The organism is Aeromicrobium sp. CF4.19 (genome assembly GCF_051262555.1).
In the GTDB taxonomy this organism is placed as follows: Bacteria; Actinomycetota; Actinomycetes; order Propionibacteriales; family Nocardioidaceae; genus Aeromicrobium.
Genome location: NZ_JBIMEU010000006.1, coordinates 111,713 through 128,498, shown reverse-complemented (window position 1 = coordinate 128,498; position 16,786 = coordinate 111,713). Strand labels below are relative to the sequence as shown.

The following is a 16,786-nucleotide window of genomic DNA, read 5'->3' as shown; positions in this document are numbered from 1 at the left end:
GAGACTCGAGCACCACACCACCGAACGCCGCCACGCAGAGTGACGCCCTATCTTCCTGTTGATCTGGCAACCACCGTGTTGCGCAGGACGCCGAGTCGCTCGACCTCGACCTCGACGACGTCGCCGGGTTGCATCAGCCAGGGCGGGGTGCGTGAGTAACCCACGCCCGACGGCGTCCCCGTTGCCAGGAGATCGCCGGGATGGAGAGTGAAGGTGCGACTGATCAGCGACAGGGTGTCGCCGACGGTGTACACCATCTGATCTGTGCTGCCCGCCTGCACCAGCTCGCCGTTGACCCGGGTCCTGAGCTCCAACCCGTCTCGCAGGTCCCCCACGTCCTCCGCGGGGACGAGTGGCCCCAACGGTCCCGAACGGTCAGCATTCTTGCCGAGGGTCCACTGGGACGTCAGCTTCTGCGCCCGCCGTGCCGTGACATCGTTGAACGTCGAGTAGCCCACCACCGCCGAGAGTGCCTCGTCCGGTGTCGCGTCGGAAAGGGTGGTCCCGACGTAGGCCATCACTTCGCCCTCCCAGTCGAGCCCGTCCTCGTCCATGGGTACCGGGATCTCGGCCTCACCGACGGTGAGCGAGGCCGGCCATCGCGCGAACAGCGTCGGATGCGGCGGCACCCCCTCCGCAGCATATGAACCCTCCGCCACGTGCTTGAGATAGTTCAGACCGACGCAGATCACGCGCGCACCGGGCAGGACCGGCGGCACCAGCAGGACCTCGGTCGTCGGCACGGCCCACTGGTCGACCACGCGCTGCTTCATGAAGCGACGCGGATCGGACCAGAACTCGGCCACCCCGGCCAAGGGGACGACCTCCGTGCCGTCCTGCGTGAGGCTGCCGATCATCGTGACGTCATCAGCACCGCGGAAGCCGACCAGACCGACGCTCATCGCGTTCTCCTTGAACTTGAACCCTAAACGTTCTATATGGTTACAGATGTATCATGTCGACGTGATCTCTCGCGCGCCGATGTCCCGATCCGAGCACCTGGCTGCCAGCATCGAGGAGCAGATCCGACTCGATCGACTCTCCCCCGGAGACGCGATCGGCACGCTGGACGAGCTGCGGACAGCCAGCGGCTACTCCAAGCCGACGGTCAGCGAAGCGGTCCGGCTGCTGCGCGACCGTGGGATCCTGACCATCAGGCCCGGTCGCGGTGGAGGGCTGTTCGTCACGGACCGGGGCCCGGTGGTACGACTGCGGCACACGCTCCTGTCGGTTGCTGAGGCCCCGACCACCGTGGGCGACGCGGTCGAGCTGCGCGAGCACCTCGAGCTGCTGGTCGACCAAGGTGCTGCCCGGTGCCGGACCGACTCCGACGTGCGCGAGCTCCGAGACCTGGTCGAGACGATGGGAGACGCACCCGACTGGGCGGGGTTCATGGCGGCGAACTGGGCGCTGCACGAACGGATCGCCCTGATCTGCCCCAACGAGATGGCTCGCGCTGTCTACATCTCGACCCTCGGCCACCTGACCCCGACCACCCCGTCCTTCGACGGCGAGACCGACGTCGACGGATATCGCGAGATGCGGCAGCGAGCACACGTCGACCTGGTCGAGGCGATCTCCTCCGGGGAGGTCGATCGTGTCGCCGGCGCTGTCGCCGCACACGCGGACACGGCGAACGCACCGACGGAGCCGCAGTCGTGAACCCCGCCGAGGCCCGGCACCTGGGCGCGAACCTGCTGCACACCTACACCGAGATCGCCGACACCCAGGACGTCGACGCCGCTGTGGCACTTCTCGGCGACGCCGAGGTGCGCTTCCCGTCAGGTGGCTTCGACCGACCGGAGGACGCACGTCCCTTCTTCGAGCGGATCTGGTCCGCCCGCACGACCCACAGGCACGACGTCACGAACCTCGTCGTGCAGCCTGAGGGACATGACTGGCACGCCCGTGCGCACTACGTGCGATGGATGTACGAGGACGAGCCTGCCGTGCACACCCTCGGTCGCTACGACCTGCTGCTCGCGACCACCCGTGACACTCTCGCCGTCCGTCGCTTCACGGTGGCGAGGGAATGGTCCCGAGCCTGAGGCACGCAGCTCCGACGATCAGGCGAGGAGGGTGAGTGCGCCGCCGGCGAGTGCGGATCCGCCGCCGGTCCATACCCCGGCCCACAGAAGTGATCCGGCGCCGGCGACCACGCAGAAGTGCGTGCGGGTCATCCGGAGCTCACGAGCCATGAGCGCCGTCGGGGTACGCCCTCCGGGGACGAAACGCAGACCAGCAACGCCGACGTCGCGCCACAGCGGCTTCGCGACGAGCGCGCTCAACATCGCAGCGACGCGTGGTCGGTTGGCCCAGCGAGGTCGAGCGCGGTCCAGCATCGGGCCGGCGGCCGCGTAGACCAGGTAGTCGCCGAGGAGCATGCCGATGGCCACGGGGAGGACCGCCACCCACAGTGGCACCAGGCCGGTGTGGGCGAGTGTGCCCGCGGTGACGGCAGCGGCCTCCACCGGGCCGAAGGGGATGATCGTGACGAGGCCGATGAGAAGGAGCGCGGTCATCACGGGAGCATGGGTGTCCAACCTCGTGACATCGGGAGGCAGGCTGAGGAGATCAGCTGGCCAGGTCATAGGGAGTGTCGGCGGTCTCGACAGTGGTCGAACCCGACAGGACGTCTCGATAGTGGTCCAGGAGACGGTCGTTGACGTCCTCCCAGGTTCGGCCCGCGACTGATGCGTGTGCTGCAGCTCCGAGACGTCGGCGAAGGGAGCCGTCGCCGACCAGACGTCGGACGGCGGACCTGAGGAGGTCGGGGTCCCCCGCGGCATATCGGAGTCCGTTGATGCCGTGGTCGATCCGGTCGATCAACCCCCCGGCATCGGGACCGACGACCGGGACCGCGCTCGCCTGCGCCTCCTGCACCGCCTGGCAGAAGGTCTCGTCTGCGCCAGGGTGGACGAAGATGTCGAGGGAGGCGACGATCTCGGCGAGCTCGACCCCTTCCTTGAGCCCGAGGAAGGACGCTTGAGGAAGGGTCTTGCGCAACGCCGCCTCCTCGGGGCCGGCACCGACGAGCACCAGCCTGACTCCCGGCAGGTCCTGGATCGCCCGCAGCTGGTGCAGACCCTTCTCCTTGGACAACCGGCCCACGTACCCGACGAGCACGTCGGCACGAGTGCCTGCCTGCCCCTCCGGCGACTGGAGCAGGTCTCGCCGCAGCTGCTCGTCGCGACGATCGGGGGTGAACCGCACGGCATCGACTCCGCGCGGCCAGTAGTGGACCCGCGGGACACCGAGGGAGTGGAGCTGCTCGAGGCTGGCCGACGAGGGGGCGAGCGTGCGGTCGGTCAACCTGTGGATGCGACGTACGTGGCGCTCGATGGCCGGCGCGACGGCACCTCCGAGGAAGTACCGGCGGACGAACCCGACCAGGTCGGTCTGGTAGATGCTGACCGTTGGGATCCCGAGCGTGCGCGCGGCGCGTATCGCGGCTGCGCCGAGCAGGAAGGGGCCCGCCACGTGCACCACGTCGGGCCGAAGCTCCACCATGACCTCCTGGAGCCGGCGTCGGGTGGCCAGGCCCACCGTGAAGCCGCGGTTCATCGGCAGCTCGACGCCGGCAACGTGATGCACCTGGGCACCCGCGTACGTCGCCGGTCCCGTGGGAGCCACCACGGCGGCGGTGTGCCCCCGCTCGGCGAGGTGCTCGAGAAGCCGGCGCACCGAGTTGGTGACGCCATTGACCTGGGGGAGGAAGGATTCGGTGACGACCAGCACCCGGAGCGGCTGGTGGGGTCGAAGCGCTGTCTTGATCATGCTTTCCACCCTCGCCCTGAGCGGGTCGGCGGAGAATCCGGCTACGGCCCTTCCTGGGGTGGGGTTTTCCCCACCCCAGACGGGAGCTCAACACGATTCCGGGCGCCCCGGGACCTACCTAGGCTCGACATCATGAATCAGATCCAGCCCTGCCAGGAGATGTCATGGACGCGTTGAGCCAGATCGGCGAGGCGCTGTCGGGCCTCGAGACCGCTGTCGTCACGCTCGGCACCTCGCCCCTGATGTTGTTGGTGGTCATCCTGCTGTGCTGGGTGGACGGCTTCTTCCCGCCGTTCCCGAGCGAGTCCGTCGTCATCGCCGTCGCCTCGGCGCTCATCGGCTCCGGCGGATCCCCAGTGGACGTCGCACTGCTCGCTGCGGCAGCGGCCCTCGGCGCCTTCATCGGAGACGTGACCGCCTACGCACTCGGCTCACGCTTCGGGGTCGAGCGGTGGCGGCTGTTTCGCACCACGCGGGGCCGAACGGCGCTGACCGGGGCACGCGCCTCGCTGGACCGGCACGGCAGCTCGTACGTCCTGGCCGGTCGGTTCGTCCCGGTCGGGCGGGTGGTCATCAACATGGCCGCGGGAGCAACCGGCTTCTCCAGGGCGCGGTTCACGGCCCTCGCCGCGGTGGGGTCCGTGCTGTGGGGCGCGTGGGCGACCTTGCTCGGCGTCGCGGCAGGTCAGGTCCTCGGCGACCAGCCGCTCGTGGCAGCGACCGTGGGCGTGGTGTTCGGCGTGCTGATGGGTCTGCTCATCGATCGGCTCCTGCGCGCATTCCAGGCTCTGAGGCGCATCGGTCCGCCCGACGTGGGCTCGCGCCCTCGGGCGATGCTCTCCGCTCACCGCGGCGCCGCGCAGCAGTCGGGATCCCGGGACAACTCGTGGGAGTCGCTGAGGGCGGCCGTCCGCATGCCCGTCGAGTACGTCGAGCTCGATCTCCATCGCACCGCCGACGGAGAGTTCGTCCTTCATCACGGCGGCAGGGTGCTCGGTCTCGATGGACGCCACCGCCGGATCCGGGCGACGACCTACGCCGACCTGCTAGCCACCGGGACCTACCCGCTACCGCGCTACCGCGATGCCCTGGCGCTGCTCCGGGCCCACGGGAAGCGTGCCCACATCGACCTCAAGCTCGTCGACTCGGGAGGACGTGAGGCTGATGAGATCACGGCGGCCGAGATCGCCCTGGACGCCATGGAGGACAGCTCTGCCTTCCTCATCACCACGCTGGCCGACCGGTCCGTCCGGGTGCTGCGGGCATGGGCCGAACGTAGGTCCCCTGGCACCCTGGTGGGGCTCTCGCTCGGACCGCACCGATGGCTGACGGCGCTCTTCCCGGGCGGACGACTCGATCGCTGCGGTGCCACCCTGGTCGCTGCCGACCACCGCATCGGTGGCACCCGTCTGCTGGCCTGGGCACGCCGTCGCAACGTGCCGGTCATGCTGTGGTCCGTCGACGACGTCCCCACGTTGCGTCGGCTGCTCGACGATCCTTGGGTGTGGATGGTGGTGACCAACCACCCGGGGAGAGCGATCCCAGCCGTGACGCCTGTGGACCTGGCGGCGTAGAGGACAGCGGCCGATGAGAGACACTGGTGTGGTGGTGATCGACTGGACCAGGCCTGTCGGACCGCTGCGTCCGCAGCCGGTCAGCGCCGAGGGGATGGTCGAGCGGCTGCGCTTGACCGGCATCTCGGCGGGGTTCGCCGTCATGGCGGTGCCATCCCTGCTCCTCGGCGCGCTGGCCGTCCTCTCCGTGCTTGCGGCTCCGATCGGGCTCGGGCTTGCCGTGGCGCTGGGTGTCGTTCCGGCAGCGCAGAAGATCGCGGCAGCGCATCGGGCCGTGTCCGCGATGTTGCTGGGCGAGCAGATCCCCGCCGCCTCCTACCGCGACGTCGGGGAGCTCTCGCCGATGAGGCGGCCGCTCACGTGGGCGCGTGAGCGCGCCAGGTGGCGCGACGTCGCCGGACTGTGGTTCCGCGCCACCGGCGGGTTCGTGCTGTCCCTTCTGCCCGTGGCACTCCTCGCGGTGCCCACGACCTTCCTGCTCATGGGCGTGACCGCCGATGCCTCAGGCCTCGTGCTCGCCGTCGTCCTGGGTGGGCCGGCGGCGGTCGTGTGGTGGTTGAGCACGCCGGCGCTCGTCAAGGCCCGCGCGCTGGCCGAGCGCAGGATCCTCATCGACCCGTCCGCTCGACTCGCGGCGCGCGTGAGCGAGGTCGAGGAGACCAGGGCGGAGACGTTGGACCACTCGGCCGCGGAGATCCGCCGGATCGAGCGTGACCTGCACGACGGTGCACAGGCCAGGATCGCCGCGGTCGGGATGAGCGTCGGCCTGGCCGAGAAGCTGATGGGAACGGACCCCGACGCTGCCGCGACCCTCCTGCGCGAGGCGCGCCAGAGCACCGTCTCGGCGTTGGAGGACCTGCGTGGAGTCGTCCGTGGCATCATGCCTCCGGTGCTCGCCGACAAGGGTCTGTCCGAGGCGATCGAGGCGCTGGTCGCCAGCCTGCCCCTCCACGTCACGGTCGACCTTCCGCTACCGCGGCTGCCCCAGCCGATCGAGTCGGCGGCCTACTTCGCGGTGGCCGAGTGCCTGGCCAATGCCGTCAAGCATGCCGAGGCCTCCACCGCGTTCGTGCACGGGTCCCACGACGGCACCCGGCTGCGGTTGGTCGTCGGTGACGACGGGCGAGGGGGCGCGGTGGCCGACGGGGGCGGACTGACCGGTCTCGCCCGCAGGTTGGCCGCCTTCGACGGAACGGTCGCGGTCAACAGCCCGCTGGGCGGTCCGACCGAGATCACCATGGAGCTGCCGTGCCAAGTCTGAGAGCCGTGCTGGCCGAAGACCAGGCCCTGCTCCGCGTCGGACTCACCCGAATCCTCGAGAGCGGAGGCGTCGAGGTGGTCGAGTCGGTCGACAACGCTCCTGCGCTCGTTCGCGCGCTCGCACGCGACGACATCGACATCGCGGTGGTCGACGTCCGCCTGCCACCGACCTTCACCACCGAGGGACTCGAGTCCGTCATCGCCGCCCGAGCCCACCGCCCACTCCCCGTCCTCGTGCTGAGCCAGTACGTCGAGCCTCTCTACGCCCGGAACCTGCTGGCCGATGGAGAGGGTGCGGTGGGCTACCTCCTCAAGGACCGGGTCTCCGACGTCGACTCGTTCCTCGCCGCGGTCGACCAGGTGGCCGGCGGAGGGACGGTACTGGATCCCGAGGTGGTCGCACGCCTTCTCACCCGGCGGCAGCAGCCCCTGGACCGCCTCTCCGAGAGAGAGCGCGACGTGATGACGCTCATCGCCGAGGGCCGCTCCAATGCCGCGATCGCGGCCCGTCTCTACGTCTCAGAGGGCGCGGTCGGCAAGCACATCAACTCGATCTTCGGCAAGCTCGACCTGCCCACCGCACCTGACGCAAATCGTCGAGTGCTCGCTGTCCTGGCGTGGCTCGACCACGGTTGACGTGGAGAAGCTGCCACGCGACGTGGCGCGGCGCCCGTTGCGGCCGTGCCCGCGCAGATCACCTTGCAGTGCCGAGATCCTCGGGCGTCCGAAGGTAGGCCAGGACCATGTCGGTCAGCTGGTCGGCGTAGCGGATCCAGTCCTCGGCAGCGAGCCTCCCCGGTGCTCCCTGCGCTCGCATGGCGCGGTGGACGAACGACGCCATGATCGTCTCAGCGACGGCGCGCACGGCATAGCTCACGTCGGACCGTTCGATCGTGGACCAGTACGGCTCGGTGACACTCGCGAAGTAGGCATACGCAGTCTCCAGGGCGGCCTGCCCGCGGTCACTGAGGTTGCGACGGTCCCGACGGCCGAAGAGGTCCGGGAGCACGGCCGAGTCGTTGGAGAAGGCGACCGCGAGTGCGTGGACATAGGCTCGGGTGATGTCGTCCAGGTTCTTGGGAGCGGCGTCGACAGCGGCCACGATGCGGGCCTCGAGATCGCTCAACATGCGCTCCTTCAGGACCGCCAGCAGCTGGTCTCGTCCTTCGAAGCGTCGGTAGATCGAGCCGACCGAGACACCGGCTCGTTCAGCCACGGCCACCATCGTGCACTCCTCGTACCCGACCTCTGCGAGAACTTCCTCGGCGGCGGTCAAGAGCTTGCGGAGCGCTTCGCGACTGCGGGCCTGCTGCGGTGGCCGAAAGCCAACGGCGTCGATGTCGCGGTCCATGCGGGAATTCTAACGTTCGGCCGCCGCATCGTGGCCCCCCAGCCACCGGCTCGCGCCAGGACTTCAGAAAAGGTGCTCGCTGGTGATTGACGTCACATGGTGACACCCCACATACTGACGGCAACGCGAACGCGAATGTCGGTTCGCGTCAGCGATCAGCCACAGGCCTCCCCCACTCGCGTGGTTCGCGTCACGCGGCCGGGCGCTCGCGCTGAGCCCGTGTCGTCATGACCCGACCACTATCGGAAGGTTTCACCCTGATGGAAACTGACACCCAGTCAGCCGCCACGCCACCGCCGTCCAGCCAGGTCGTCCCGCGACTGGCGAAGGTGATCGGGTTCCTCGTCTTCACCGAGATCGTCTACGGCATCCTGCGGGGCTTCTATGGCCCGCTTGTCAGCGACATCTCCGTCCGTCTCGGCATCTCCGACGGCGCATTCAACTGGTTCGAGACGGCCCAGCACACCATGGCGGTGCTCATGGTGATCGTCTTCGCGCGCCTCGGTGACGTGCGGGGGCTCAAGCGGGTGCTGCTCTGGACGACGACAGTCACGGCGGCGGGGGCCTGGATCCTGGTGTTTGCCCCGTCGTTCACCACGTTCCTCGTCGGCTACGTCCTGATGGGCGCATGCGCCGTCTGGCTTCCGCTCGAGATCGCGATCGTCTACAAGCGGACCGCGGGATCAGAGCACCAGCACCGCCTGAGCCGACGTGCGGCAGGCATCCTGGTCAGCGCGTTCTACCTCTCGATCGTCCTGGGGGCCGTCTTCGGCGGCGCCCTGGCGGACGCCGTGCCCCTTCCGGTCGTCCTGTCAATCCCAGCTGTCCTGGCCACCGCCGCCACCGTCGTCGTCTGGTTCGGCATCGAGAACGACGAGCCGACTGCCACTGCGACGAACCTGGACTGGGTGGGGCTCGGGCTCCTGATGGCGTCGCTGGGATCGTTCCTGGCAGGAATGGTCGCCATCCACCTCCAGGGTGTGACGAGTCCGCTCGCCTGGGCGCTCGTCGTCGTCGGCCTCGCCATCCAGATCCCGTTCGCACGCTACGAGTCGCGCCAGAGCGAGCCGATCATCGACGTGCAGCTCCTCAAGATCCGGGCGCAGTGGCCCGTGCAGGTAGCAGGGTTCTTGTACGGGCTCGCTCTCATCGGTGGCGAGATCCCGAACATCACCTACTTCGGGACCGACCCGGACGCCGTGGGATACGGGTTGGGCGTCGGCGCGGGATTCGTGTCCCTCGGGATCGCGAGCCAAGTCGTCTGCATCGCGATCGGCGCGCTCAGCTTCCCGACGATGGCCAATCTGCTCGGAGCACGTCGCGCGGTCGTCCTCGCAGCTTTCGTCGGAGCGCTGGGAGCGGGTCTTTGGCTGCCCTTCCACGACTCGCCGGGCATGGCACTGGTCAACCTGGGCATCACCGGCCTGGGAGCCGGCGCCGTCATGGCAGCTCTCCCCGTCCTGGCAGCCACGGCTGCACCACCGGATCGGACGGGCTTCGCCACGGGCATGAACAGCGTGGTCAAGAATCTCGGCGGCACCATCGCGACAGCCATCTTCGCCATCGTGCTGTCGGCGACCGGCTCACTCGACGCAGCCGCCGACAGGTTCGCGCCCTTCTCGGGATACGTCACCGTGTGGTCGACCTGCGCCGCTGCAGCGCTTCTCGCCGGCTTCGTGCTGATGCTGCTGCCGCGTTCGATCGACCGAGAGCCCGTGGCATCGAAGGCGGACTGATCCGTCGCGCACCCGGGACGTCGCTGATCCCATGGGCCGTGTGCTGCGGAACCACGGCCATGGTCGCCAGTAGAGCTTGGTAGCGGTCACGAAGATGTCGTGCCCGGTCTTCAAGGCATCTTGCCCAGGGTCCCTGAAGTGGCGTCACTCCCGTAGGCCGAAGACGTCCGGGTGAACGGCCGAGCCGCTCGAGAAGGCGACCGCACGTGCATGGGCACAGGCGCGGATGGCCCCCTCCGGGTTCTCGGGAGCGGCATCATCGACGGCGACCACGATGCGGGCCTCCAGCTCGTCAACATCGCTCCTTCAGGGCCAGCAACTGATCTCGCCCTTCGAAGCTTCGGCGTGACGATGCGGGCCGGTCACGGCGGCTCCGTTAGTAGGCGAGTGTCAGCAGGATGACGAAGGCGAGAGCCGCGACCGAGGCCACCGAGCTAGTCAGGGTGACGATCTTCAGAGCACCGCTGGTGCTCAACCCCAACAGCGAACGGACGAGCCAGAAGGCGTTGCTGCTCACGTGGATGGCGAAGAGCGATCCAGCGCCCACGGCCAAGGCGACGACAACGGCAGCTACCTCGCTTGCTGAGATCAACGGCGACACGATCCCGGCCGCAGTGATCGCCGCGACGGTGATCGATCCGATACCGAGGTGGGCGAGGGCAGCGACCGTCCAGGCAAGCAGGACGATGGCAACGGCGCTCGTCGTGCTGGCACCGGTGAACCAGCTGCCGAGCGCACTGGCGATGTCGGTGCTCGCGATGACGGACCCGTAGACGCCACCAGCGCCGGTGACCAGCAGGATGCTGCCAGCCCGACTGAAGGCCTCGTTCACTACCTTCCCGACCTCGACCCTTCCCAGGCGCCGACGCGCGAACACATAGGCGACGAGAGCACCGATGAGGAGCGCAACGGTCGGACTGGACAGAAGATCCATGACGGGCGGGGTGGGCAGGCTGGTGACCTGCAACACCGTGCCGGCGATCATCAGGGTGACCGGCAGAAGGATTGCGACGAGGACGATGCTCTGCGAGAACTGTGTACGAGCCCCGACCGCGACCGTCGAGACGAAATCCACGTCCGACTTCTCTTCCGCAAGGCCGATGACGTCGTTCGGCTCCAGGTCTCGTTCAACGCGCCACATCTTTCCTGTGAGCCACGCCGCCACGAACGTCGTCACGATCACGGTGAGGGGTGCGAGCACGATGCCATGCAGAAGCATCGTCCCCAACGGGACGTCGAAGATCCCCGCAATTGCGACGCACGCCACGCCAGGCACCATCAGGCCTAGACCGACGACTGCGCCGGCCACCATCGCCGTGGCCGTCCTGGGCAGAGCGCGGTCGCCACCGTTCTTGGCGGCCTCGCGGACCACAGGCGAGGCGAGGACGTAGAGCACGTCGGAGAAGACCGAGGGAAACACCGTGCCCAGGGCCGTCCCGAATGCGTACGGGAATCGGCGGATTCCCGTGAGCCTCAGCAATGATCGAACCATCCGTTGGAGCTCGCCGGTGGACACGAGTAGCGACCCCAGCAGGGTTCCGAAACCGATGAGTAGTCCGAGGTCGGCCATGGTCGATCCGAAGCCCGACGTGATCGACTCGACTGTCCCTGAGGCACCGAGGCCTCCCGTGAATCCGAGATAGATCGATCCGAGGATCAGCGAGATGGTCGGGTCCAGATGTGCAACCAGAATCAGTGCGATCACTATCGCCGCGGAGATCGTCACGTGGAGGACGATGAGGTTGTCGAACATAGAAATGAGCTCCTTGATGGACGAGTTGCTAGAGAAGGTGCTGGTCTCGAGATCGGCGATCTCGACAAGTGGCAGGCTCAGCTCTTCCAGCACCTCGTCGGTGTGCTGCCCAAGGGCTGGAACCAGATGATCGACACCGTCGTCTGAGGCGTCGGCGATGCGAGGAACTGGGATCTCTACACGCAGCGAGCCCGGTTCGTGATCCTTCGCATCCACGAAGACTTCGCGCGACATGAACCACCACCTCGCCTTCCCAGTCGAGCGTGTCCTCGTCCGCGGCTACCGGAATGTCGGCCTCGCCGACGGTGAGCGAGGCCGGCCATCGCGCAAGACGCATCGGATGCGGCGGAACGCCCTCGGCAGCGCCGGAGCCCTCTGCCACGTGCTTGAGGTAGTTCAGGCCGATGCAGATCACGCGTGCACCGGGCAGGGCCGACGGCACCAGCACGACCTCGGTCAGGCGGACGCCCACAGCTTCTCCTCTCGCCCGACGGGAACACCCTCAACGTTCTATATGGTTATAGATGTATCATGGCGACGTGATCTTCCGCACACCCAATTTCCCTGGCCGGGCATCTGGCTGCCGGCATCAAGCCGTGGTGCGCGGGCAGGTCGTCGGCTCCGGACTTGGTGCGTTGACAGGCGTGCCGCAAGTCCACGAAACTGAACACGATTTTCGGTTCGCGTTTGCTGAACCCCAGCGGCAGATCGCACTGAGAGCGCAGGGACGCCACCCGGTCACGCGCTCGCCGAACAGCTCGCCCCAGCGCCTCCACAGGCGCACCAGTCCAAAAGAAACAGGAGCCCCCCGTGGCCGTCATCACCCATGCCGAGGTGCATCACCTCGCCGTCCCCCAGCCCCACCCGATCCGGAACCAGTACGGGTTCGCCCTGGACGTTCTGGGTGTGGTGGTGGTGCGAGTCACCGACACCGAGGGACGGGTCGGTGAGGGGTGGACCAACGTCATCGGCGGCGGCGGCGCCTCCGTGGCATCCTTCCTCAGCACCGAGCTGGTCCCGCTCGTGATCGGGACGGACACGGCACAGGTCCGCGACCTGTGGCAACGCATGTTCATGCACTCGGCGAGCCGCGGCCGCAAGGGGGTGGCCATGTACGCCCTCTCGGCGGTTGACATCGCCGTGTGGGACCTGCGCGCCAAGACGGCCGACCAACCGATCCATGCCCACCTCGGCAGCGTGACCACCGAGGTCCCGGTCTACGGGGACGGCTGCTGGGTCTCCTTCACTCACGACGAGCTACGGGCGGCCGCCGAGGCCTACGTCGACCGCGACTTCTGGGGCGTCAAGGTGAAGGTCGGCGCGGACCTCGACGACGCGGTCCGGCGCGTCGAGATCGTCCGCGACGTCGTCGGGCCTTCCGGTCGGGTCATGGTGGACACCAACCAGCGCTACGACCTGCTCACCACGCGTCGGTTCGCCGCGGCCGTCGCAGACCTGGACGTCACCTGGCTCGAGGAGCCGATCCTCGCCGACTCGATCCACGACTACGCCCGGCTCCGTGGCACGGTCGACGTGCCGATCGCCGCCGGGGAGAACGAGTACTCGCGCTACGGGTTCCGCGAGCTGCTCGAGCACGAGGCGCTCGACATCCTGCAGCCCGACATCCACCGGGTGGGCGGCATCACGGAGTTCATGCGCATCCTCGCGCTCGCCGACACGTGGAACATCCCGGTGGCTCCCCACACGTCCTGGGAGCTGCACAGCCAGGTGGCGTGCTGCGGCACCACGACCATGGTCGTGGAGTACTACGACTGGCTGCCGGACGACTTCTTCTCGGTCCGCCCCGAGATCGTCGACGGGATGATTCCGGTGTCCCAGGTCGCCGGCACCGGTGTCTCGATCGACCCTGCCTCGCTCGAGAAGTACCGGGTCACGGAGTAGTCGCGCGGAGAAACACGAAGGGGCCCTCCGTTCGGAGGGCCCCTTCGCCGTTCGCCCCGCCGCCCCAGACGAACGACGGGCACCTCCGCGACCGTGTCGCTGAGGTGCCCGTCCACCGTGGTCGACTTCGTGCCGGAAGGCCTACGACGCCGGGATCGCCGGAAGCAGCAGGTACGAGGGCGCATCGGGACCGAAGTGCACCGTGACCTCACCGCCGAAGATCTCCGCCGGGCGATCCTCCGGGTCGGTGTGGGTGAACGGCCCGACACCCGTCATCGTGTACATCGCGTTCTCGAAGTCCGTGCCTTCGTTGCTGTAGTCACGACCAGCAATGCCCAGCTGGAGGACGTAGCCGGCCGGGACCACGATGCTCATCGGCCAGATCTCGACGTCGACGTCGACGGGCTCGTCCGGGACGAGCAGCTCGATGGCGTCATGGCTGTGCACCGGTCGGTAGGGCTCGGACTTCTCGACGTCGAGACGCCGGTGGGAGGCGCGGAGCCACCCCAGCCCGACGGGCACCTTCGGGTCGTTGGAACCGACGAACGTGACCTCTGTGCCCTGCGGATCGTAGAGCCTCAGGCTCAGGAACAGATCAGCATCGACCGTGGCGGAGGAGATTCTCAGCTTCGCTGCGGACGGACCGGTGAACTCCCGATCGTGATCGACGGGCGGGAGCGAGAAGCGCAGGTCCTCGTGCTCCGGCTCGTAGCTCAACGTGCCCGAGGCGCCCGGCGAGGTGCGCAGCTCCATGGTCCCCGGGCAGAGATGGAGCTCCGTCCACTCGGTCCGGGCGATCGGCCACTCCTGCTCGAATCGCGGTTCGAACCTCTCGCCCGGGTGGCGCACGAGAAGCTCGACGGGAGGCCGCTCCATCCAGCCGTTCTGCTCGTCCTTCAAGAAGGTGCCGAAGAACTGCTTCTGCAGGGCCAGCCCGCGATCGTTGTAGAACGGGCTGAAGTGGGTGTCCCCGTGCATCTCGAGCCACTTGAGCTCGGATCCGGCACCCAGGTACCCCTCGACGTTTCCGCGCGTGTGCAGTCCCATCCCGCCCCAGTTGCCCGAGGACAGCAGGGGCACCTCGATCCGGGAGAGATCGGCGGAGCGCTCCTGGTAGAACGCCCCGTTCACCGGACGCGCAAGGAGCTCGGAGTAGAGGTCGCGTCGGTTCTGCCGCAAGACGTCGTCGTCGAGGTCGACGTCACCACCGACAGGACGGCCGGTGTTGCGGTCAGTCGGTCCCCGGCTGCCCATGCCGTGCTGGACCGTGTTCATCTGGCGCGCCTGTGCGCCCTTGACGAACTCGCACGCGATGCCGCCGTGGCGGCCACCCTCGCGGTAGTGGTCGCAGAAGCCCTCCCATGCACAGATCGCCGCGAGATGAGGTGGCCGCAGAGCGGCCACCTGCCACTGGTTGGCGGCGAAGTAGGAGATGCCGAGGAGCCCGACCTTGCCGTTGCTCCACTCCTGCTCTCCGGCCCACTCGATGCACTCATAGAGGTCGCGGGTCTGCAGCGCAGTCAGGATGTCCATGAACCCCGGAGAGCGCCCACTCCCCCGTGAGTCGACACGCACACACACGTATCCGTCCGGGACCCACTTCTCGGGGTCCGCGACCTCCCAGTTCTGGTACCGACCCGTCGACTCGTGCCCGACCTCCGGGAACGACTCGTGCATGCGTCGCCAGTTGGCCGGGTATCCGTCGGCCAGGTGCAGGCCCTTCCCGTAGGGGCCCATGGCCAGGATCACCGGGTAGTCACCGGCCTGCGTCGGACGGAACACGTCCGCGCGGAGGACCGTGCCGTCGCTGACGCCGATCGGCACGTCCCAGTCGACCGTGATCCCGTCCACCTCGGTGGCTTGCTCTTGCGTGATGGTCATCGTCAGCTCAGCTCAGCTCTCTCTTGAGGATCTTTCCTGTGGACGTCATGGGCAGCTCGTCGCGGAGCTCCACCAGACGGGGGTACTTGTAGCCGGCGAACTGCTCCCTGCCCCAGGCGACGAGCTCGTCCACGGTGACCTCGGCACCGGGCTCGGTCACGACGACGGCCTTGATCTCCTCACCGTGGGACTCGTGCGGGACGCCGATGACCGCGACGAGGGAGATCGCGGGATGCGTCATCAGCACCTCCTCGAGCTCGCGGGGGTAGACGTTGTACCCGCCGCGGATGATCATGTCCTTGGACCGGTCGACGATGGAGTAGTAGCCGTCGTCGCTCTTCTTGGCCAGGTCGCCGGAGCGGAACCACCCGTCGCGGATCGCCTCGGCCGTCGCCTCGGGTCGGCCGTGGTAGGACTTCAGGATGTTGGGGCCCTTGATCGCGATCTCGCCGATCGCACTCTGCCCATCTTCCTGGAGGTCGCCGGTCGGCACGTCGCTCCAGTCGTCGTTGATGAGCTTCATCTCGACGCCCGCGATCGGCTTGCCGACGGTGCCGACGCGTGGTTCGTCGCCGAAGACGCTGAACGAGGCGATGCCCGAGGTCTCCGACAGCCCGTAGCCCTCGAGGATCGTGACGCCGAAACGCTCCCGGAAGTTCTTGTGCACCTCGACCGGCAGGGCTGCGCCACCCGAGGACGCGACGCGCAGGTTGGCGGCGAGCTCGGTGATCGGCACCTCGGGGGTCAGCGCCCCGAGCAGGCCCCAGTACATCGTGGGCACACCCGCGAAGAACGTGACCTTCTCACGCAGCATGAGCTGGATCGCGGACTCGGCGTCGAAGCGTGGCAGCAGCACCATGGTGCCGCCGAAGGCGAACGCGGCGTTCTGGATGACCTGCTGGCCGAAAGCATGGAACAACGGCAGCACGCACAGGTACGTGTCGGGGTGGTCAGCGTCGGCGTCGTACATCGTCTCGCCCGACAGCGCGACGTGGTGCATGTTGCCGTGGCTCAGCTCGGCACCCTTGGGCTGGCCCGTCGTGCCGGAGGTGTACAGGATCACCGCGGTGTCGTCAGCGTCGCGCTCGACCGTCTCGAACACGGGCGACTGCTGTGCCCACGGCGTCGGACCGGCCGTGAACGCCACGAGGTCGACGTCGGTGCCGTCGATCGCCTCGCGCGCCGTGTCGCCGATGGGCAGCTCTGCGGTGCCCTCGAACGCGAAGTAGGCCACGGCGCCGGAGTCCTTCAGGTGGTAGGCCACCTCGCGCGCCTTGAGCAGCACGTTGAGCGGCACGACCGTCGCGCCCGCCTTCAGGATGCCGAAGTAGATGAACGGGAAGAACGGCAGGTTCGGGCACGAGAGCGCCACCTTGTCGCCCGGCTTCACCCCTCGCTCGACCAGCAGGTTCGCCACCTGGTTCGCCGCCCCGTTCACCTGGGCGTAGGTCAACCTGCTGTCGCCGAAGACGACCGCAGTGCGCTCCGGATACGTCTCGGCCGAGCTCTCCAGCAAGCCAGCGAGGTGGCGCTCCGTCATGGGCAACTTCCT

14 protein-coding genes and 1 pseudogene are annotated in these 16,786 nt (G+C 68.0%); 7 read left to right on the top strand and 8 right to left on the bottom strand.

Annotated elements, in window-relative coordinates:
• Positions 1-47: 47 nt before the first annotated feature.
• Positions 48-902, bottom strand: coding sequence for a fumarylacetoacetate hydrolase family protein (locus ACHAAC_RS13605; RefSeq protein ID WP_435716821.1), 855 nt, complete (start codon positions 900-902; stop codon positions 48-50).
• Between the two features lie 61 nt (positions 903-963).
• Between ACHAAC_RS13605 and ACHAAC_RS13600 the strand changes: the two genes are divergently transcribed.
• Positions 964-1,662: a FadR/GntR family transcriptional regulator gene (locus ACHAAC_RS13600; protein ID WP_435716820.1), complete on the top strand. Its 699-nt coding sequence runs from the start codon at positions 964-966 to the stop codon at positions 1,660-1,662.
• Positions 1,659-2,048 (top strand): nuclear transport factor 2 family protein, encoded by a 390-nt coding sequence (locus ACHAAC_RS13595; protein WP_435716819.1) that lies wholly within the window; start codon positions 1,659-1,661, stop codon positions 2,046-2,048. Before ACHAAC_RS13600 ends, ACHAAC_RS13595 begins: the two co-directional genes overlap by 4 nt.
• Positions 2,049-2,066: 18 nt before the next feature.
• Here ACHAAC_RS13595 and ACHAAC_RS13590 read toward each other — a convergent pair whose 3' ends face one another.
• On the bottom strand, positions 2,067-2,522 hold the full coding sequence (locus ACHAAC_RS13590) for a DedA family protein (protein WP_435716818.1): 456 nt from the start codon (positions 2,520-2,522) through the stop codon (positions 2,067-2,069).
• A 52-nt stretch (positions 2,523-2,574) separates the two neighbouring features.
• Entirely contained in the window at positions 2,575-3,777 is a 1,203-nt protein-coding gene (locus ACHAAC_RS13585) for a glycosyltransferase family 4 protein (RefSeq protein WP_435716817.1), read from the bottom strand.
• Positions 3,778-3,941: 164 nt separating this feature from the next.
• Here ACHAAC_RS13585 and ACHAAC_RS13580 point away from each other — a divergent pair, with 164 nt between their 5' ends.
• From ACHAAC_RS13580 to ACHAAC_RS13570, 3 genes are read left to right on the top strand one after another with little or no spacing between them, the layout of a single operon-like run.
• Complete coding sequence (locus ACHAAC_RS13580) at positions 3,942-5,351, top strand: VTT domain-containing protein (protein WP_435716816.1); 1,410 nt, start codon at positions 3,942-3,944, stop codon at positions 5,349-5,351.
• A 13-nt stretch (positions 5,352-5,364) separates the two neighbouring features.
• Positions 5,365-6,612 (top strand): histidine kinase, encoded by a 1,248-nt coding sequence (locus ACHAAC_RS13575; RefSeq protein WP_435716815.1) that lies wholly within the window; start codon positions 5,365-5,367, stop codon positions 6,610-6,612.
• Positions 6,609-7,247, top strand: a complete 639-nt coding sequence (locus ACHAAC_RS13570; protein WP_435716935.1) for a response regulator transcription factor — start codon at positions 6,609-6,611, stop codon at positions 7,245-7,247. Before ACHAAC_RS13575 ends, ACHAAC_RS13570 begins: the two co-directional genes overlap by 4 nt.
• 58 nt (positions 7,248-7,305) lie before the next feature.
• On the opposite strand, the gene ACHAAC_RS13565 is transcribed toward ACHAAC_RS13570, so the two are convergent.
• A complete protein-coding gene (locus ACHAAC_RS13565; protein ID WP_435716814.1) occupies positions 7,306-7,962 on the bottom strand; it encodes a TetR/AcrR family transcriptional regulator in 657 nt (218 codons plus the stop codon).
• 260 nt (positions 7,963-8,222) lie between these two features.
• Between ACHAAC_RS13565 and ACHAAC_RS13560 the strand changes: the two genes are divergently transcribed.
• On the top strand, positions 8,223-9,698 hold the full coding sequence (locus ACHAAC_RS13560) for an MFS transporter (protein ID WP_435716813.1): 1,476 nt from the start codon (positions 8,223-8,225) through the stop codon (positions 9,696-9,698).
• A gap of 376 nt (positions 9,699-10,074) precedes the next feature.
• Here the strand turns inward: ACHAAC_RS13560 and ACHAAC_RS13555 are convergent, their stop codons facing one another.
• Both ACHAAC_RS13555 and ACHAAC_RS13550 read right to left on the bottom strand, forming a co-directional pair.
• Positions 10,075-11,685, bottom strand: a complete 1,611-nt coding sequence (locus ACHAAC_RS13555) for an SLC13 family permease (protein ID WP_435716812.1) — start codon at positions 11,683-11,685, stop codon at positions 10,075-10,077.
• 34 nt (positions 11,686-11,719) lie between these two features.
• A pseudogene (locus tag ACHAAC_RS13550) lies at positions 11,720-11,833 on the bottom strand (hypothetical protein); the annotation flags it as partial.
• Between the two features lie 428 nt (positions 11,834-12,261).
• On the opposite strand from ACHAAC_RS13550, the gene ACHAAC_RS13545 reads away from it, so the two are divergent.
• Positions 12,262-13,353, top strand: coding sequence for a mandelate racemase/muconate lactonizing enzyme family protein (locus tag ACHAAC_RS13545; protein ID WP_435716811.1), 1,092 nt, complete (start codon positions 12,262-12,264; stop codon positions 13,351-13,353).
• Positions 13,354-13,494: 141 nt separating this feature from the next.
• Here the strand turns inward: ACHAAC_RS13545 and ACHAAC_RS13540 are convergent, their stop codons facing one another.
• Both ACHAAC_RS13540 and ACHAAC_RS13535 read right to left on the bottom strand, forming a co-directional pair.
• Complete coding sequence (locus ACHAAC_RS13540) at positions 13,495-15,234, bottom strand: CocE/NonD family hydrolase (RefSeq protein WP_435716810.1); 1,740 nt, start codon at positions 15,232-15,234, stop codon at positions 13,495-13,497.
• A 7-nt stretch (positions 15,235-15,241) separates the two neighbouring features.
• On the bottom strand, positions 15,242-16,774 hold the full coding sequence (locus ACHAAC_RS13535; protein WP_435716809.1) for a long-chain-fatty-acid--CoA ligase: 1,533 nt from the start codon (positions 16,772-16,774) through the stop codon (positions 15,242-15,244).
• Positions 16,775-16,786: the final 12 nt, after the last annotated feature.